At 62.4% G+C, this 18124-nt stretch carries 13 protein-coding genes and 1 pseudogene; 8 read left to right on the forward strand and 6 right to left on the reverse strand.

Annotation, left to right across the window (positions count from 1 at the left end):
• The first annotated feature begins 34 nt into the window (after positions 1-34).
• From P3T23_RS02315 to boxA, 4 genes are all read left to right on the forward strand, one after another.
• Positions 35-970 (forward strand): helix-turn-helix transcriptional regulator, encoded by a 936-nt coding sequence (locus tag P3T23_RS02315; RefSeq protein ID WP_429314566.1) that lies wholly within the window; start codon positions 35-37, stop codon positions 968-970.
• A 127-nt stretch (positions 971-1097) separates the two neighbouring features.
• Positions 1098-2840: a 2,3-epoxybenzoyl-CoA dihydrolase gene (boxC, locus tag P3T23_RS02320; RefSeq protein ID WP_429314567.1), complete on the forward strand. Its 1743-nt coding sequence runs from the start codon at positions 1098-1100 to the stop codon at positions 2838-2840.
• 79 nt (positions 2841-2919) lie between these two features.
• Positions 2920-4347 (forward strand): benzoyl-CoA 2,3-epoxidase subunit BoxB, encoded by a 1428-nt coding sequence (gene boxB / locus P3T23_RS02325; protein WP_429314568.1) that lies wholly within the window; start codon positions 2920-2922, stop codon positions 4345-4347.
• A gap of 108 nt (positions 4348-4455) precedes the next feature.
• The gene (gene boxA / locus P3T23_RS02330) at positions 4456-5703 is read left to right on the forward strand and encodes a benzoyl-CoA 2,3-epoxidase subunit BoxA (RefSeq protein ID WP_429314569.1); all 1248 of its coding nucleotides are present in this window, start codon (positions 4456-4458) and stop codon (positions 5701-5703) included.
• A gap of 240 nt (positions 5704-5943) precedes the next feature.
• Here the strand turns inward: boxA and P3T23_RS02335 are convergent, their stop codons facing one another.
• Both P3T23_RS02335 and P3T23_RS02340 read right to left on the reverse strand, forming a co-directional pair.
• Complete coding sequence (locus P3T23_RS02335; RefSeq protein ID WP_429314570.1) at positions 5944-7071, reverse strand: aminotransferase; 1128 nt, start codon at positions 7069-7071, stop codon at positions 5944-5946.
• Between the two features lie 805 nt (positions 7072-7876).
• Positions 7877-10033: an ATP-binding protein gene (locus P3T23_RS02340; RefSeq protein WP_429314571.1), complete on the reverse strand. Its 2157-nt coding sequence runs from the start codon at positions 10031-10033 to the stop codon at positions 7877-7879.
• Positions 10034-10342: 309 nt separating this feature from the next.
• Here P3T23_RS02340 and P3T23_RS02345 point away from each other — a divergent pair, with 309 nt between their 5' ends.
• The 4 genes and pseudogenes from P3T23_RS02345 to P3T23_RS02360 all read left to right on the forward strand — a co-directional run bounded on the left by P3T23_RS02345 (position 10343) and on the right by P3T23_RS02360 (position 13377).
• Positions 10343-10834 carry a nuclear transport factor 2 family protein gene (locus tag P3T23_RS02345; RefSeq protein ID WP_429314572.1) on the forward strand — a complete coding sequence of 164 codons (492 nt, stop codon included), beginning with the start codon at positions 10343-10345 and terminating at the stop codon, positions 10832-10834.
• 363 nt (positions 10835-11197) lie between these two features.
• A pseudogene (locus tag P3T23_RS02350) lies at positions 11198-12237 on the forward strand (hypothetical protein); the annotation flags it as partial.
• A 94-nt stretch (positions 12238-12331) separates the two neighbouring features.
• Entirely contained in the window at positions 12332-12589 is a 258-nt protein-coding gene (locus P3T23_RS02355; protein ID WP_133665680.1) for a hypothetical protein, read from the forward strand.
• Positions 12590-12774: 185 nt separating this feature from the next.
• Positions 12775-13377, forward strand: a complete 603-nt coding sequence (locus P3T23_RS02360) for a LysE family translocator (protein WP_429314573.1) — start codon at positions 12775-12777, stop codon at positions 13375-13377.
• Between the two features lie 20 nt (positions 13378-13397).
• Here P3T23_RS02360 and P3T23_RS02365 read toward each other — a convergent pair whose 3' ends face one another.
• From P3T23_RS02365 to P3T23_RS02380, 4 genes are all read right to left on the reverse strand, one after another.
• Positions 13398-14609: a winged helix-turn-helix domain-containing protein gene (locus tag P3T23_RS02365; protein ID WP_429314574.1), complete on the reverse strand. Its 1212-nt coding sequence runs from the start codon at positions 14607-14609 to the stop codon at positions 13398-13400.
• Between the two features lie 166 nt (positions 14610-14775).
• On the reverse strand, positions 14776-15054 hold the full coding sequence (locus P3T23_RS02370) for a hypothetical protein (protein ID WP_429314575.1): 279 nt from the start codon (positions 15052-15054) through the stop codon (positions 14776-14778).
• A gap of 159 nt (positions 15055-15213) precedes the next feature.
• The gene (locus P3T23_RS02375; RefSeq protein ID WP_429314576.1) at positions 15214-16938 is read right to left on the reverse strand and encodes an FAD-dependent oxidoreductase; all 1725 of its coding nucleotides are present in this window, start codon (positions 16936-16938) and stop codon (positions 15214-15216) included.
• Positions 16939-17038: 100 nt separating this feature from the next.
• Complete coding sequence (locus tag P3T23_RS02380; RefSeq protein ID WP_429314577.1) at positions 17039-18028, reverse strand: DedA family protein/thiosulfate sulfurtransferase GlpE; 990 nt, start codon at positions 18026-18028, stop codon at positions 17039-17041.
• Positions 18029-18124 lie beyond the last annotated feature (96 nt).

An 18124-nucleotide genomic window follows, 5' to 3' on the forward strand; every position in this document is an offset into this window, starting at 1 on the left:
AATTCATCAACAGCTTTGGGGAGAAGGTGTCAACATGAAACAAACCGCCGCTGCACAGCCAGTGGAGCCCGGTGAGCAGGACGCCGCGCTCGAAGAAGGGCGCGAGGGCCGCGATCCGTTTCTGGTCGGCATGGGAGAGCGCGTGCGGCTGCTGCGTGCCCGCCGTGGCCTGACAAGAAAGGTGCTGGCGAGAGAGGCCGAAGTGTCGGAGCGCTACCTCGCGAATCTGGAGTCGGGCGTCGGCAATGCGTCGGTGCTGTTCCTTCGTCAGCTGACGAAGGCACTAAATTGCACGCTGGCAGAAATTGTCGGGGACGAGACTACATCGTCGGCGGACTGGCTGCGCATCCGCGAACTGCTCTACGGCCGTGATCACGACACGCTGAAACGGGCCCGCGTTGCGCTCGAGGAAATGCTGGCCACCGCCCCGCAGGACCCGAACCGGCGCAACCGGATTGCCTTGATCGGCCTGCGCGGCGCCGGCAAATCGACGCTCGGCCGGATGCTGGCCGACGAGCTGAAAGCGCCATTCGTCGAACTGAACCGCGTCATCGAGCAACTCGCCGGCTGCCCGCCTTCGGAGATCCACTCGCTCTACGGAGCGAGCGCTTACCGTCGCTACGAGCACCGTGCGCTGGAGGCCGTGATCCAGGAGCATCCCCGCGCGGTGATCGCGTCGCCGGGCGGCCTGGTGTCGGAGCCCACCACGCTGAAGGCGCTGCTCGCCCACTGTTTCACCATCTGGCTGCAAGCCACGCCGGAAGAACACATGCGCCGCGTGATCGCCCAGGGCGATCTGCGGCCGATGTCCGGCAACAAGGAAGCGATGGATGACCTGAAGCGCATTCTGGAAGGGCGCGCAGAGTTCTACGGCCGCGCCGACATGACGTTCGACACCAGCGGCAAGCCGCTCGCCGATTGCTATCTGTCGCTGAGGGACCGCCTGGCGGCGCGCCTTGCGTCCGAATAAAAGTGAATTATCCTGCTAGTGAATGGCCGTCCGGAGAAACCCTTAATAAGAACTAAAGTGCTTTACCCGGCAGAAAAGATGCACTATCGTACATTCAACCAACTCGCAATGTACGAAGGAGACATCCATGTCAGTCGCTCAATCAGTGGAGCAGGGCGCCGCGACCTCGGCCGCAGGCCAGGCAGCCGCTTCGGTGCCGGCGTCCGTTGCACCGTCGGCTGGTCCGCGTGTCGAATACCGCACAGAGCCGTCCCGCTATAAACACTGGAAGCTGACATTCGATGGTCCGGTCGCGACGCTCGGCATCGACATCGCTGAAGACGGCGGTATCCGCGAAGGCTACAAACTCAAGCTCAATTCGTACGATCTGGGCGTCGATATCGAACTGCACGATGCGATCCAGCGCATTCGCTTCGAGCATCCGGAAGTTCGCACGGTCGTCGTCACGAGCCTCAAGGACCGCGTGTTCTGCTCGGGCGCGAACATCTTCATGCTCGGGCTGTCGTCGCATGCGTGGAAGGTCAATTTCTGCAAGTTCACCAACGAAACGCGCAACGGCCTCGAAGATACGTCGCGCTATTCCGGTATCAAGTTTCTCGCAGCAGTGAACGGTGCGTGCGCCGGCGGCGGCTACGAAATGGCACTCGCGTGTGATGAGATTTACCTGGTCGACGATCGCTCGTCGTCCGTCGCGTTGCCTGAAGTGCCGCTGCTCGGCGTACTGCCCGGCACCGGCGGCCTTACCCGCGTCACCGACAAACGCAAGGTCCGCCACGACCGCGCCGACATCTTCTGCACGATCGTCGAAGGCGTGCGCGGGGAGCGCGCGAAGCAATGGCGCCTCGTCGACGAGGTGGTCAAGCCGAATGCGTTCAAGCAGACCATTCAGGCCCGCGCGCTCGAACTGGCCGCGCTGAGCGACCGTCCGGCCGACGCGAAGGGCGTGGCGTTGACGCGCGTCGAGCGCACGGATCGCGAAGACGGCCTCGGTTATGCCACGGTCGATGTCACCATCGACCGCGTCAAGCGCACCGCGACGTTCACCGCGAAGGCCCCGTCGGGCGATCAGCCCTCGGACATCGACGCAATCGTCGCCGCGGGCGCGAACTGGTGGCCGCTGCAGTTCGCACGCGAACTTGACGATGCGATTCTTTCGATGCGCACCAACGAACTCGACATCGGCACGTGGCTCTTCAAGACGGAAGGTGACGCCCGCGCGTTGCTCGCCACCGATGCCACGCTGCTGCAACACAAGGACCACTGGTTCGTGCGCGAAACGATCGGCATGCTGCGCCGCACGCTGGCGCGCATCGACGTGTCGTCGCGCTCCCTCTTCGCGCTGATCGAACCGGGTTCGTGCTTTGCCGGCACGTTTGCCGAACTGGCTTTCGCGACCGACCGTACCTACATGGCCGCGCTGCCCGGCAATGAGGACGAAGAACCGGCCATCACGCTGTCTGAGGTGAACTTCGGGCTGTATCCGATGATCACCGGCCAGTCACGCCTTGGCCGCCGCTTCTACGATGAAGCCGGTCCAATGCAGGCTGTTCGCGAGCAGACCGGCAAGCCGGTCAAGCCGGTGGAGGCCGAGCGGCTGGGTCTCGTGACCGCGTCGCCGGACGATATCGACTGGGCCGACGAGATCCGTATCGCCATCGAAGAACGTGCGGCGATGTCGCCGGATGCGCTGACGGGCCTCGAAGCCAACCTGCGTTTCAATGGTCCCGAGACGATGCTGACGCGCATCTTCGGCCGGCTGTCCGCCTGGCAAAACTGGATTTTCAACCGGCCGAACGCAGTGGGCGAGAAGGGTGCGCTCAAGGTGTACGGCAAGGGAAGCAAGGCGCAATTCGACCTGAACCGGGTTTAAGCCGCAGTCGAGGCGATCCCCGTCCGCGCGCACCTTCACTGATCACGCACAGCAAGCGCCCATGCCTGAGGAAACGAACATGTCCACGATCAATTACAGCGAAAAGATTCCGAATAACGTCAACCTCGCCGATGACCGCACGCTGCAGCGCGCGCTAGAACAATGGCAGCCGAACTTCCTGTCATGGTGGGGCGATATGGGCCCGGAGGGCTCGCCCAATTACGACGTCTATCTGCGCACGGCGGTGAGCGTCGATCCGGGCGGCTGGGCGCACTTCGATCACGTGAAGATGCCCGACTATCGCTGGGGCATCTTTCTCACCCCGGGCGACGCAGACCGCAAGATCAACTTCGGCGAGCACAAGGGCGAAGCGGCCTGGCACGACGTGCCCGGCGAGCATCGCGCGAACCTGCGCCGGATCATTGTCACGCAGGGCGACACGGAACCCGCATCGGTCGAACAGCAACGGCATCTCGGGATGACCGCGCCTTCGATGTACGATCTGCGCAACCTCTTCCAGGTGAACGTCGAGGAAGGGCGCCACTTGTGGGCAATGGTGTACCTGCTGCATCGTTACTTCGGCCGTGACGGTCGCGAGGAAGCGGATGCGCTGCTCGAGCGCCGCTCCGGCGACGACAACAATCCGCGCATTCTCGGCGCCTTCAACGAACGTACGCCGGACTGGCTGTCGTTCTTCATGTTCACGTACTTCACCGATCGCGACGGCAAATTCCAGCTGTCCGCGCTCGCCGAATCCGGCTTCGACCCGCTCGCACGCACGACGAAGTTCATGCTGACCGAAGAAGCGCATCACATGTTCGTCGGCGAATCAGGCGTGTCGCGCGTGATCCAGCGCACCGCGCAGGTGATGAACGAACTCAAGACCGACGACGTCAACCAGATCCGCGCGGCTGGCGTGATCGACCTCGAAACGCTTCAGCGCTACCTGAACTTCCACTACTCGGTGACGATCGACCTGTTCGGGGCGGATCATTCATCGAATGCAGCGACCTTCTACAGCTCGGGTCTCAAGGGCCGCTACGAAGAAACGAAGCGCGACGACGACCATCAACTGAACGGTCAGCGCTACAAGCTGCTGGACGTGCAGGACGGCAAACTCGTCGAGCGTGAAGTGCCGATGCTCAACGCGATGAACGAAGTGCTGCGCGACGATTACATCAAGGATTCGGTGGCAGGTGTCGGGCGCTGGAACAAGGTGCTCGAAAAAGCGGGCATCGATTTCCGCATGACCGTCCCGCATAAGGCATTCAATCGCCAGATCGGCACGTTTGCCGGGGTGCGCGTGGCGCCCGACGGTCGCGTCATGAACGAAAGCGAATGGCAGGCGAATCAGGCCAGGTGGCTGCCGACGCCGGAAGATCGCGCGTATGTGGCGTCATTGATGGGGCGTGTCGTCGAACCGGGCAAGTTCGCAAACTGGATCGCACCGCCGGCGATGGGCATCAACCGTCAGCCGATCGACTTCGACTACGTGCGCTTCAACTGAGTGTTAGCTGAGCTTTAACCTGGCATCAACCTGGCATCAACCGAGCAATACCAGGCGTACGGACGTGATGCAATTGACTGCAACGTCCGTACGCAGGGGGAGACAGATATGAACGGCCCAGCCCCGATACAAGTGCTCAAGCAGCATCTGATCGACCCGGAGATCTGCATTCGCTGCAACACATGCGAAGAGACCTGCCCTGTCGACGCCATCACGCACGACGACAACAACTACGTCGTCAAGGCCGACGTGTGCAATGGCTGCATGGCCTGCGTGTCGCCGTGTCCGACGGGAGCGATCGACAACTGGCGCATGGTGCTCAAGGCCGACGCATACAGCATCGAAGAACAGTTCACATGGGACGAGTTGCCCGCGCAGAACACGACGGCGAGTGCGGCGCTTGATACCCTCGCGGCGCAACCAGGTGCCGAAGGCGAGTCGACCGAAATGTCGGATGGCATCGAGGTCGACACCGTGCGCGGTTCGACGCTGCCGCCGTGGTCGGCAGCGAAACCCTATGTGAACCTTTATACGCATAAAGTCCCGGTGTCGGCGACGGTAGTCGGCAACTACCGGCTAACCGACGAGACGACCGCGAGCGACATTCATCACATCGTGCTCGATTTCGGAACGATGCCGTTCCCGGTGCTGGAAGGACAGTCGATCGGCGTGCTGCCGCCGGGCGCGACGAAAGACGGCAAGGCACATCATGCGCGGCAGTATTCGATCGCAAGCCCGCGCGACGGTGAACGCAAGGGCTACAACAACCTCTCGCTGACGGTAAAGCGCGTGACGCAGGACTATCAGGGCAACGAGGCAGATGGCGTCTGCTCGAACTATCTCTGTGACCTGAAGAAGGGCGACAAGGTCGACGTAATCGGTCCGTTCGGCAGCACATTTCTGATGCCGAATCATCCGAACTCGCATCTGCTGATGATCTGCACCGGCACTGGCTCGGCACCGATGCGGGCGATGACGGAATATCGGCGTCGTCGCCGTCTGAAGGGGGCAACTGGCAAGCTGATGCTGTTTTTCGGGGCGCGGACCAAGGAAGAGTTACCGTACTTCGGGCCGCTCGTCAATCTGCCGCGCGACTTCATCGACACGACGTTCGCGTTTTCACGCACGCCTGGTCAAGCAAAGCGATATGTGCAGGACGCGATGCGCGAACGCAGCGCGGACGTGGCCCAGTTGCTTCGCGATGCGAACACCCACATCTATGTGTGCGGACTCAAGGGCATGGAAGACGGTGTGTTGCAGGCGTTGGGTGATATCGCGGAACAGAACGGCCTGGAATGGGACCCGTTGTGGCAGGCGCTCAAGCGGGAAGGGCGGCTGCATCTGGAGACGTATTGAGTGTTGCGGCGGTGGTTTCGGGATACCCGATTGATTGGGTATCCACCGATGCAGACGTCGCCGTTATCCACATGCAGCGCTAAAGGTGAGACTTTTCGGGATAGAGCGAACGGTGCGTCGCGCGCTGCCGGCTAGCGCACCGCTCCACCGTTAGCCGTGGCCTGTGACGAAAAAACAGCGTAACGGCGAGCGGAACGAAGGCATGCCTGACCATCCGGTCAGCACGTCGCGAACAGCCGGTTACCTGCGTGCGACCTCGCGCAGAAAGTCGGAGACTTTCGCGAGACCAGCCTCGAGCACCTGGCGGTTGTTCGTATAGCCGATCCGCACATAGCCTTCCATATCCATCGCGCTACCCGGCGTGAACATCACACCCGTCTTTTCGAGCAGTGCGATACAGAAGTCGCGCGACGACATGTCGAGATCGAAACGCACCAGCGCAGTCGTGCCGGACTTCGGTTTGACGTAGGAGAGCAGCGGTTCCCTCGCGATCCACGCATCCAGCAGCGCCAGATTGCCGCGCAGGATGTTGTGGTTGCGCTTCAGGATCGCGTCGCGGTTCTCCAACGCAATCGACGCGAACAGGTCGTTCAGCATGCCGACACTGATCGTGTTGTAGTCGCGATGAATCTGCACGCGACGAATCAGGTCCACCGGCGCCACGATCCAGCCCACACGCAGGCCTGCGAGCGACCACGTCTTCGACACGCTGCCGGTGCTGATGCCCTTTTCGTACAGGTCAGCGACCGATACCGTGAAACCATCGCCTTCCTGGTCGGTGCCGCGATAGACCTCGTCGCACAGCACCCAGGCGCCACACGATCGTGCAATGTCGACGAATTGCTCGAGGAGCGCGCGGTCCATCAGCGAACCGGTCGGGTTGTTCGGGTTGTTGATCGCGATGATGCGCGTGTTGTCTTTGAGGAGGCGCTTCAGTTCTTCAAGATCCGGCAGGAAGCCGTTTTCCTCGCGCAGCGGCAGGATATCGACGTTGGCGCCATAACTGGCGGGGATCGAATAGTGCTGCTGATACGTCGGCAGCACTGAGATCACATGGTCGCCCGGTTCGACGAGTGTCTCGTACACCAGCGCATTCGCGCTGATCGCGCCGTGCGTGATCAGCACATTCGGGACCTGCTGCTTTTCGTACAGCGACGCCACGTTCGAACGCAGCCGCTCGGTGCCGTCGATTGCGCCATAGGTCAGCTTGAGCGGCAGTATCTCGGCGAGGATCGAGTCCCGCTTGCCGGACATCTCCAGCAGTTCTTCGACCGTGAGCGACTCGACGCAGGTTTCCGCGAGATTCAGCTCGCAGTGATTCTCATAGAGATCCATCCAGCGTTCGACACCGAATTCCCTGATTTTCATGACTTCCGTCCTCGAATTGAAGAAGCGCGTGCGCAGCAGGCTGTAGTCGCGAAGAGCGGCGACCGGTCGTGATCCAGTATAGACTGAAAAGTCTATACTGGACTGGTTGGAATTAAATGAACGGGGCGACTCGTCCTCGCCGACGCGTCCGTCCAATGGTGAGATAGTTCGGGAGCCGACGGGCGTCTATGCGAGAACAGGCGTGGCCGCCGGATTCGCGGCTGCGTCCATGGCAACGCATCTGCACGCCGTAAAGGGACCAGTGTGTGTTGCATGATGATTGTCGTTTGCCGTGTAGTTGTCTATGGGCATCAAGGGTTCGGCGACGAGCGGTGAGAGTTTTCGGGAGGTGGCTCTGGAGCCTCGTGATTTGCGTTTTCGGTGCGCCTATCGAGGCTCGCAAAACGTGATCGCGAGTGGCTTCGACTTCCTCACCGGTCCGTTCGCGCAATGGCAGGAACAGGCATCCCACAACGCCCTTCATTCGCCCGGAGAGCCTTGTAGATAAAGGCTGAGCGGGAATCGATGCGATCGCGGTCGCGTCACAATAATCTGCCAGATGAACGATGCGAAGCTATCGCGAACGGTGGCGTCGAACACCTTTGTCAGTGCATTGGTCTGCCCGGTCGCACTATCGCATGCGACACGATTCGTGCCCTAAGGTGAGATTTTTCGGGAGCGTGGGAACGGGACATAACAGACGGACTTCGTCTGCCCTTGCGCCAACAACACACAATACTTTTTGCGCATAAAGCCAACGCGTGAGAACGCGCCGCCAGCACGCCCGTTATCGTTCACGTCGCAGTCAAGGAACAAATGCAACCAGCTCGCGCAGTTCATCGATATCGAATGGCTTCGCGAGAATCGGCACGCCAAGATGTTTCGCACGCTCGAGTTCGTCGGCGTAGCCCGTCATCAGTGCGATCCGTTGCGTGGGCCAGGAACGTTGTACCGACTCGGCCAGATCGATGCCACTCAACCGGCCTGGCATCTGGATGTCCGACAGCACCAGATCGAACGTATCGCCTTCGGTAAGGATCTCGAGGGCGGCGTCGGCGGTCAGTTCATGGCGCACCCTGCACCCGAATACTTCGAGGACGGCGGCGACACCCGCTGCGACCTCTTCGTTATCTTCGACCAGCAGCACCGAGCCCTGTGTCGCGTCGGCGTCGTCGAGCGTCGCTCTCGCCGGCGGCTCGACCGGCGCAACCGCTCCGTGATAGCGGGGCAGATACAGGCGCACCGTCGTGCCTCGTCCTGGCACGCTGTCGATGCGTGCCGTCCCGCCCGCCTGCTCGCACGCGGCCAGCACCTGCGCAAGTCCCAGACCCGTGCCGGCGCCGCTCACCTTGGTCGTGAAGAGCGGTTCGAACGCTCGTTGCGCGACACTCTCCGTCATGCCTTCGCCATCGTCGGACAACGACACCAGCACATAGTCGCCGTCGGGCAGCATGGTATCGCTCGCGGTCAGACGTACGTTCTGGCCGCGGATCACGAAGCGGCCACCGAGCGGCATCGCGTCGCGCGCGTTCACGGCGATGTTGAGGATCGCGAATTCGAGTTCAGTCGCGTCGGCGAGCACAGGCCAGAGATCGGGCACGACCTGCACACTCACCTGCACCTTGTCGCCGACGGCCGTCTGGACCAGATCGGTTGTCGCCGGCAGCCAGCTGGCGAAGCCCACCGGTTCCTGCTTGAGCGGCTGCTTGCGCGCGACGCTCAACAGGCGCCGCGCCAGCGACTGTGCGCCAGCGGTCGCACGCTCGACCGCCACCACTTCCTTTTCCAGATCGTTGAAGCCTTTGCGACGCGCAAGCCCCATGTTCGTCGAGACCACCATCAGCAGATTATTGAAGTCATGAGCGACATTCGCGACGAGATTGCCCAGCGCACCCATCCGGCGCAACTGCCGGCTCGACGCTTCCGCTGAAAGACGCATTGCCACTTCGGCTTGCCAGCGCTCCCAGGCGGCCTGTTCGGCCTGCAACTGACGCAGCGAGAACAGCACGAGCACGCATAGCGCGATGCACGGCACGGCGGTGATGGCCGCGATCAGCAGGTAATGCTGCCACCACTGAGTGAAGAGCGCGTTCGTCGAGTAGCCTGCCACGACGTAAAGCGGATAGTTGCCGACGCGCCGGAACGACAGCAGTCGCTCGACGCCATCGACCGTCGACGTCATGCGAATGCGGCCAAACAGCAGGTTGTCGTGCAGCGCCCGCGTGAAGGGCGTGTCTTCGACTGGCATGACGTCCAGTTTGCCGGCGGGATAACGCGAAAGGATGGCGCCGTCGCGCCGGTACAGGCCAATCGCCACCGACGGATTTTCGCTGACCAGATCGTGATAGAAGTCGAAGAAGTACTTGCGCTGCAACGCGATCGATACGACGCCGAGAAAGCGTCCGTCTGCGGCGGCCGTGCGTCCCATGTTGGTGGTGAAGACATCCGCCTGGCCGATCGCGCCGCGCATCGGCAGCGAGAAATACGGCTCGGGACGGATGGCGCGCGCGGACTGGAAGTCATCGCGATTGGCAATCGAAACGCGCGGCACGGGGAAATAGCGGCTACTTGCCAGCACATCGCCGTTTGCGCCGAACAGGGAGATTGCCGCGATTTGCGGAAAGTCGCCGCCGATCGCGGCAAGACGCCGGTGCACCAGTTCTTCCTGCGCGCGGATCTGCTGGTCGTCGCTATCGTCGAGCAGGTCGACGATTCGTGTCGCGATCTCGCTGTTCAGATCCAGCACCTTGATCGCGTGCTCCTGTGCCACCCGGACAAGCCGGTCGATGACGTCGTTCGCATCAATCGTGCGGCGCTGGTAGTCGTAATAGCCATAGCCGATCAGACACACTAGCGGAATCAGCACGGCTGCCGCGAGGACGACCCGCAGAATGCGCCGCGTCTCGGCAAAGTTACGCGATGGCAGGGGCAGGTCGAGTGGTGTGGACTCGGTGGGGCGCAAGCTCGCAGTCTCCGTTGGTAAGCAAATAGACATCGTACCCGGTACACGCCCTCGGGCCGCAATTCCCGGGCAGAGAGACAGCGATTCGGACCGGCAATGGTGAGAACATTCGGGAGCGCTGGCGAGGGCGTTTTGTATCAAAGGTGAGGATATTCGGGACCGGAAGACCGGTGATCGTGTCAACGGCTATGGCGCTGGCTCGTGCTCAGGCGGCTGCTGCAAAGGAATTCTCCGCAGCAAGCTGGCATCGATCGCAGGCGGTGGTGTACCGTGCGTAGAGTCATTCATGTGAAAGAGGAGTTTTCATCGATGGCACGCACCGGACATACCGCAATCCTGGCGTCTGGCATGTTGCTTGCCGCGCTGCTTTCCACTTCCGCGGTGAAAGCGCAATCTCAAACCCAGGCGAGCTGTCCCAGCCCCGCCGAAGCAGAGCAGAACCGCCGGGCCGTGCTGACTTTTCAGGAGCAGTTTTTCAATCAGCATGACCTGAGCGCCGCGGATCGCTACGTCGCCGAAAACTATGTGCAGCACAATCCAACGGTTGCGGACGGTCGCAAGGCGCTCATCGAAACCTTCGCGAAAGTCTTCGACAGGAACCCGCAGGCGCATTCGCAGATCATCCGCTCGGCGGTCGATTGCGATCTGGTGTATGTCCATCTGCATTCCACAGCGAATCCAGCGGATCGCGGCCTCGCTATCGTGAACATCTTTCGTGTCAAAGGCGGCAAGATTACCGAACACTGGGACGTCATCCAGTCGGTGCCCGAGCAGTCGGCGAACACGAATACGATGTTCTGAGCATGCCTCGATGAAGCCGCGCATACGAAGCGAAGCTGTACCGGGTGTCGAGCGCGTCAGCTTGCATCACATCGACGAACGATTAACGCGATACGCATAAAGTCACCACCTGTACCCCACTTTCGTTTTTTTGCGAATTGATCGCCGGGATTCTGTGCGAGCATAAAGACGCCGGGCTTTGCGTCGTCAACACGCATACGCCCTTGGTCAATAACAGGCTGACGGCATTCGATCAGCCAACGCTGCACCTCTCGCAAGGAATCTCGCCGTGAAAGTTTCTTCCTTTCTCGCGGCGTCGGTACTGGTTTGGCAGTCTCTGCTGCCGGTGGCATCGCACGCGCAATCGCAACTGAATTACACGACCTCCTGGGCATCGGCTTCGACAAATCGAACAACCTGTATATCGCGCAGAACAACTTCGGCCCGCGTCCGTTCGGCTCGGGTTACACCGGCGATGGCGCGGTGCTCGAAAGCTACAGGTTCGGTACGCGCTCGCTGAACTGGCATCTGTATGGCCTGACCTTCGTGGACAGCGCGGCGTTCGACCCTGCATCCCCCAACGACGTCTATACGGGCTCGAAGCATTTCACGCTCGAACTATAGCCGGCCGCCTGGGCAGGAATGGTCGTACAAGGCGTACACGATGAACCGCTTCGACTATCCGGACGACCCGTCGCTGCATCTGCCGCGCAACGTGCGCGGCTCGCCGATGTTGCGCAGGATCAACGGCAAGCTGTATCTGTACACCCTCGACATGAATGCGCATTACCTCGCCGTCTATCGCTTCGAATCCGCAACCGAAGGCGAGATCGCGATTCCTTCGGGGCTGCTCGCGCAGAATCCGGTGCCGGGCAGCTGGCCCGCCGGTCAGCCGACACTTCGACCCCGTAGGCAATCCGGTCTATCAGTATTCGGCGTCGAAGATGTTCTCGATGCCGCAACCGTTCACGCGCATCGCACGCATCGTCTATATCGCCGGGGCGGACACGATGTATATCTCCGGTTTCACAGCCGCCGTGCCGTGGGACAGTGCGCACTGGAAAGAGGCGGGCCCCGTGCTCGCGCGCTACGACAACTGGACGAGCGGCACGCCGACGATACAGTACGTGATCTCGCTGCCGTGGAGCACGCAGACTTCGCCGCAGGTCACGCCAGTGGGAGTCGCCGTGGCGGGCAACTACATTTTCGTCGCGGAACTCTAAACGCCGAAGGTCGATGTCTATGACGCGCGCACAGGCCAGCCGGTCGGTTACATGACGCCCGGCGCGAACGTCGGCAACACGTCGGGCTGGGTCGACATCTATCTCGGCATCAGCGCGGTGCAGCGTGCGAACGGCGAGTATGTCGTGGCACTGGAAGACGACGCGCGCGCCAAAATCCTGACGTACCGATGGACGCCGTGACGTCGGTGCTGCGACGAATGGACGATCATCCGCGATCGGTATATAACAACATTACCGATCCGTTCAGCGGTCATTCAACAGGGAACTGTCCATCATGACGCGCGATGTGTCGAACAAACCGGAAACAGGCGAACGGCCTGACCTGGAACACCTGGACGCGGCTGTCAGCCACGTCGATCAGCTGGTGTCGTCGGGAAATATCGCGGCCGGCGCCGCGAAGGGCATCCTGTACAGTCTGATCGAAACGCTGGGTACGCTCGTCGGCGATCCCGACCTGCCAGCGCATGCGCGTTCCGGCTACGAAGGGCTGCTCGAAACCGCTCGCGAACTACGGGCCAAACTCGAACATTAGCCACCCCTTCGGGCGCCAGCCGGCAGTGGCTCGCTTCGGCGGGTTGTCTGGTTGGCTCGCGTCCGTGAGTCGGTTCGCCGGTTCAACGGCCGGCGTGACGTTCACCGGTCTCTTCTTTTGCGGCGGTTTTGGCGCGGCCGCGGTCTGTGATAAAAAGACGCAACGCTCCCACTTACCCGCCTGCCATGTTTTCTGTCTCCGAAGCCGTGCTGCTTGCGCTCGGCATCGCCGTCGTGCTGATTACCCCAGGTCCAACGAATACGCTGCTTGCCGCCGCAGGTCTGCGACAGGGCGTCCGGCGCTCTGTGCCGCTCATCGGCGCCGAGCTGGCAGGTTATATCGTGTCGATTTCGGTGTGGGGACTTTTTCTCGTCCAGGCCGCACACGCATTTGCCTGGCTGCCGTCGCTGCTGCGCGTCGTGAGCGGCGTGTATATCGCTTACCTCGCCGTCAACATGTGGCACTCAGCTGTCGCGTTGCCGACGTCCGCGCAACCTGCAACGGGTCTGCGCACGCTCTTTGTGGCAACGCTGCTCAATCCGAAGGGGCTGCTGTTCGCGGGCACGATCTTTCCCGCTGCCGCATTTGCCAGCGGCGCAGGCTACCTGCAGGCAATGAGCGAATTCGTCTGCCTGCTCGTGCCGGCTGCGTTCGCCTGGATTGCGTTCGGTGCGGCGCTGGGCAATGGCAAGCTCACGTGGCTGAATCCCGCCAAAATGCAACGCGGCGCCTCGATCGTGCTCGGGGTGTTTTCCGTTTCACTCGCCTGGGCGGCGTTTCATCGCTAGCCATCGGCGCGTCGAGCGCCTCATCCGGCAGCGCTGAATGCAGCCAGCACATCCTTCGGCGCCGACGTAATCTGCAATTCCGGCGTGCCGTGCCAGTCGGCGCAGCGCTGAAGCGCGCGCCGCAGGTCCGCGGTCAGGCGCCCGCTCAGCCGCACGTTGGGCTCGAGATGGAACGATTTGAGTTCGAAGATGCCGCTCGCCCGATGAGCCTTCGCATCGACTCTGCCGACCAGTTTTCCGCGACTCAGCAGCGGCAGCACAAAGTAGCCATACTTGCGCTTCGCGGCAGGCGTATAGCACTCGATCGCGTAGTCGAAGTCGAATAGCGCGGCCACGCGTTTGCGATCCCAGACAACAGGATCGAACGGCGACAGCACCGTCGTGACAGTCGACGCGAGCTGCCCGTTGCTGGCGTCGTCGATCATCGGTGCGAACTCGCGGTGCACGAACGTGTCCTGTTTCCATCCTTCCACGCGCACCTGTTCCAGTTCGCCTTCGTCCGCGAGCGCATGCAGCGCGTCCCCATACGGCCGGCGCGGCAGCCGGTAGTAATCCGCGACCCAGTCGGCGCGCGCAATGCCGAGCGCGCGGCAGGTGCGCCGCAGCAGCTCGAGCGAAGCAGCCTCGACTGGCTGCAGGTCGCGTGCGTCGTCCCAGCCAGGCAGCACGCGTTCAGTCAGGTCGTAGATACGATGAAAATTCTGGCGCGCGGCCACCATCAGCTGCCCCGTGGCGAACAGCACCTCAAGATGACGCTTCTCCGGCTTCCAGTCCCACCAGCCGTTGCCTTTGCCGCCTTCGCGCGCAAAATCCGCTGCGCGGACCGGGCCATTCAGGCGGATATGGTCAAGCAGGTCGTCGATGTCCGCGCGATGGCGCGCATGCCAGTCGGCAGCGTATTTCCAGCCCATGCCGGCCGGATCGAGCATCCGGTGACGCAGTAACCCGTAATCCTCGATCGGCACGAAGCAGGCTTCGTGCGACCAGTATTCGAACAGCCTGCCCTCGGCGAGATGGGCGTCGAGCCATTGCGGATCGTACGCGCCGAGCCGGCTGAACAGCACGAGATAGGGGCTGCGCGCGACCACGTGGATCGTGTCGATCTGCAACTGCGCCATGCGGCGGATCGCAACCAGGACGTCGTCTTTCATCGCCTTGCGGCGCGGTGGAACGAGCAGGCCCTGGGCGGCCAGATGAAGGGTGCGGGCAGCGGAGAGCGGGACGGTCTTCACGTGGCGGCGGTCGGCATCGTGACGTCAGTGGGCGGCTGCGCCGTCAGCCGGCGGACGCGTTGCCGGTTGCCACGCAGGACAGCCGTTACTGTAGCCCGAACGTGAAAAGAGGGTGGATGCCGGTCGCGTGATCTGCGCCGGCGCGGGTGTTCAGTGCGAGACGAGATCAGCGGTCATGCCCATGATGATGCCGGTCCCAGCCGCGATGCCGGCCGTGATCGTGCCATCCGCGTCCACGGCCATAGTCCGGGTAGTAGCCGTAGCCGTACACCGGCTGCGGCGCGTAGACAACAGCCGGCGCCGGATACACGACGGCCGGCGCAGCGTACACCGGGCCCGGTACATTGACGAACACCCCGACATCCACACCGCGCGCAGACGCCGCCGTCGTTGCGCAGGCTACGGCGAGGCCTAAGCCTGCCAGCACCATCGCACGTTTGATCATGCTTGTTCTCCTGTTTCGTCGATCCAGAGCAATCGAAAGCTGTCGATTGGCTAACCGATATATTACAAAACAGAAAGCATGGCAGGTGCGAACAAAACTTCTTTTGTGTAACAGCAGGTAAATCGCCTCAGGCGGCACGCCCCGGCACGACGAAGGGCTTTACGCCCCGAGCGCCACCGCCTCGCCTGCGGCAACCGCGAGCATTTGATGAATCTGCGCCACCACGGCCGCACCTTCGCCGACGGCCGCCGCTACGCGTTTGGTCGATCCTGCACGCGCATCGCCGATGGCGTAGACACCCTCGACGGTCGTCGCCAGGTCGCAGCCCGATCCGGCACCGAGACCGGTCAGCACGAAGCCCTTCTGATCCAGTTGGACACCGCATGTACGAAGCCATTCGGTATTCGGATCGGCGCCCGTGAAGAGGAACAGATGGCGCGTGTCGAAACGACTGGTGCCGTCCGGCAGCGGCGACTTCAGGATGACGGAGGCGAGCCCGCTTTCGTCGGCTTCGAGCCGGCCGATTTCCGAGCGCGGATGGATGGTGACGTTAGGCAGCGACTCGATGCGGTCGATCAGATAGCGCGACATCGTCGATTCGAACCCGCTCTTGCGGATCAGCACGTGGACATGCTTCGCGTGCGTCGCCAGATAGACGATGCCCTGACCGGCCGAATTGCCGCCGCCGACCAGCACGATTTCTTCGTGCTTGCACAGCTTCGCCTCGACGGGCGATGCCCAGTAGTACACGCCGCGTCCGTCGAACCGTTCGAGGCCTTCGAGTGCCGGCCGACGATACACCGCGCCGGTCGCGATCACGACCGCGCGCGACAGCACGCTGCCGCCGCAGGTCAGGGCGAGCCGATGCGGTCGTTCTTCGCAGTGCAGCGTCTTGACCTTTACCGGAATCGCCACGTGTGCGCCGAACTTCTGCGCCTGCACGAACGCGCGGCCTGCGAGCGCCTGGCCGGAGATGCCGGTCGGAAAGCCGAGATAGTTTTCGATGCGCGAGCTGGCGCCTGCCTGGCCGCCCGGAGCGCGGCTGTCGAGCACAATCACCGACAGCCCTTCCGAGGCTGCGTACACGGCAGTCGCGAGTCCAGCCGGCCCGGCGCCGACGATTGCCACGTCGTACACGTGCGACGCGTCGAGATCGGGCAAGAGGCCGAGGCAGGTGGCGAGTTCGGGATCGCTCGGGTGATACAGCACGGAGCCGTCGGGGCAGATCACGAGCGGCAGGTCTTCGGGGCTTGCTGCGAACTGCTCGATGAGCCGAAGCGCGTCTTCATCGCGGTCATCGATGACCGTGTGCGGATGGCCGTTGCGCGAAAGAAACCCTTGCAGCGAAACGAGCCGCGCGTCATTGCGCTTTCCAACGAGAATCGGGCCACCGGCCCCTTTCTCGATCAGCGCCACGCGGCGCAGGATCAACGCCCGCATGATGCGCTCGCCGAGTTCGGCATCCGCGACGATCAGTGCGCGCAGCCGTTCGGGCGGGATCAGCAGCGACTCGACCGGCGCGGTCGCCGTGCCGTTGACCAGCGCAGGCCGTCCCGACAGCTGTCCGACTTCGGCGAGGAAATGCCCCGCGCCATGTTCGGCAACGAACAGCTCGCGTCCGAGGCCGTCACGCTGGGTCACCCTGACTGAACCTGTCAGTATCACGAACATGCCGGGGCCGACCTCGCCGGTGCGGAACAGCAGGTCGCCCGTGTTCCACTGTTGAATCGAGCCGAAACGGCGCAGGCGGTTGATTTCCTCGCAGGTGAGTTGCGGGAACATCTGATGGTGCCGGGTGTTCAAGCTCGAGAATGGCGCTTCGGCGACTACGGTTGGTCGCTCAGGCGTCACCTCTTGTCCTTCAATGTCCTGAATCGCAAGCATCAAACGGCTCCTTGCTTTTTCCATATGACGGGGGGCGAACGCTCGTTTGACCCGGAACGGGCCAAAGCGCGTAAAGCGGGCGCACAAGGGCGCGAGGGCGCTATACAGCCTTCGGCGCGACGCCCACGTCGACATCGCGCGCCGCTTCGACCTCCAGCGGCTCCAGCTGATGACCGGCGTCGCGCCACGCGTCAAGCCCGCCGCGCAACGGCACGACGTCGGAGAAGCCGGCTTCGCTCATCTGCTTCGCCATCCACGCGGCCGAAATCTCGTTCGGACACGAGCAATAGATTACGACCTTCTGGTCATGGGGATACTTCGCGATGATCTGGTCGAGCTGACGCTCATCGGCGGCCACCGAGCCCGGGATCACGAACGGATCGAGCTTGCGCTTTTCATCCGAGCGGATGTCGAACACCACGGGCGTTTCGTTCGCGGCGATCAGGTGGTCGAGTTCGTCGACATCGATGCGCGCGGTCGCGAGCTTCCTGATCAACTGACGCCGGCGGTACCAACGATAAGTGCAATAGAGCAGCAACAGCACGCCGACGACCACGGCGGTCATCCGTCCGAGCCGGCCTGCACCGGCAAGCAGCATATCGATCTGCGACGCGAACAGGGCGCCGAGGATCAGCCCGAGACCCGACCACAGCGCAGCGCCGATGCTGTCGTAACTCAGGAACGTGCGATACGACACCCCCATTGCACCGGCCATCGGCACGGAGACGATCGACAGCCCCGGCACGAACTTCGCCACCGCCAGCACGCGCACGCCCCAGCGGCCGAAAAAGCGCTCGGTCTTTTTTACACAGGTATCGCGCGACAGCGACAGCTTGCAGAGCGTCTTCAGCGTGTCGCCGCCGTAGATGCGGCCGGCCAGATACCACAAACTGTCGCCGATCAGCACCGCAAAGATCGACAGCACCAGCACCGGCAGCAGTTGCGCGCCGATCGATCCCGGATGCAGCGCCGCCATCGCCCCGAACAGGACGAGCGTAGGCATTGCGGGCACCGGCAGCCCAAGTGACGACGCGAGCACGTTGGCGAACACCAGCCAGGGCCCATATTGTTCGACGAGGTCATGTAGCATCGGCTTACTTCCACGGCCATTCTGGCCAGAACTGAAGGTAACAAAAAGATTATGGACGCATTTTCCAGACGTGCAAGCGCGCCCGAATGTGACGTG

The sequence above is a fragment of the Paraburkholderia sp. GAS448 genome, assembly GCF_050435685.1.
Classification (GTDB): domain Bacteria; phylum Pseudomonadota; class Gammaproteobacteria; order Burkholderiales; family Burkholderiaceae; genus Paraburkholderia.

What these genes read in the sequence shown, in the direction of transcription:
- P3T23_RS02370 (WP_429314575.1), bottom strand. Translation starts at nt 15,054, where the DNA reads ATGATCAAACGTGCGATGGTGCTGGCAGGCTTAGGCCTCGCCGTAGCC.
- P3T23_RS02360 (WP_429314573.1), top strand. Translation starts at nt 12,775, where the DNA reads ATGTTTTCTGTCTCCGAAGCCGTGCTGCTTGCGCTCGGCATCGCCGTC.
- P3T23_RS02380 (WP_429314577.1), bottom strand. Translation starts at nt 18,028, where the DNA reads ATGCTACATGACCTCGTCGAACAATATGGGCCCTGGCTGGTGTTCGCC.
- P3T23_RS02315 (WP_429314566.1), top strand. Translation starts at nt 35, where the DNA reads ATGAAACAAACCGCCGCTGCACAGCCAGTGGAGCCCGGTGAGCAGGAC.
- boxC (WP_429314567.1), top strand. Translation starts at nt 1,098, where the DNA reads ATGTCAGTCGCTCAATCAGTGGAGCAGGGCGCCGCGACCTCGGCCGCA.
- boxA (WP_429314569.1), top strand. Translation starts at nt 4,456, where the DNA reads ATGAACGGCCCAGCCCCGATACAAGTGCTCAAGCAGCATCTGATCGAC.
- P3T23_RS02345 (WP_429314572.1), top strand. Translation starts at nt 10,343, where the DNA reads ATGGCACGCACCGGACATACCGCAATCCTGGCGTCTGGCATGTTGCTT.
- boxB (WP_429314568.1), top strand. Translation starts at nt 2,920, where the DNA reads ATGTCCACGATCAATTACAGCGAAAAGATTCCGAATAACGTCAACCTC.
- P3T23_RS02375 (WP_429314576.1), bottom strand. Translation starts at nt 16,938, where the DNA reads ATGCTTGCGATTCAGGACATTGAAGGACAAGAGGTGACGCCTGAGCGA.
- P3T23_RS02355 (WP_133665680.1), top strand. Translation starts at nt 12,332, where the DNA reads ATGACGCGCGATGTGTCGAACAAACCGGAAACAGGCGAACGGCCTGAC.
- P3T23_RS02335 (WP_429314570.1), bottom strand. Translation starts at nt 7,071, where the DNA reads ATGAAAATCAGGGAATTCGGTGTCGAACGCTGGATGGATCTCTATGAG.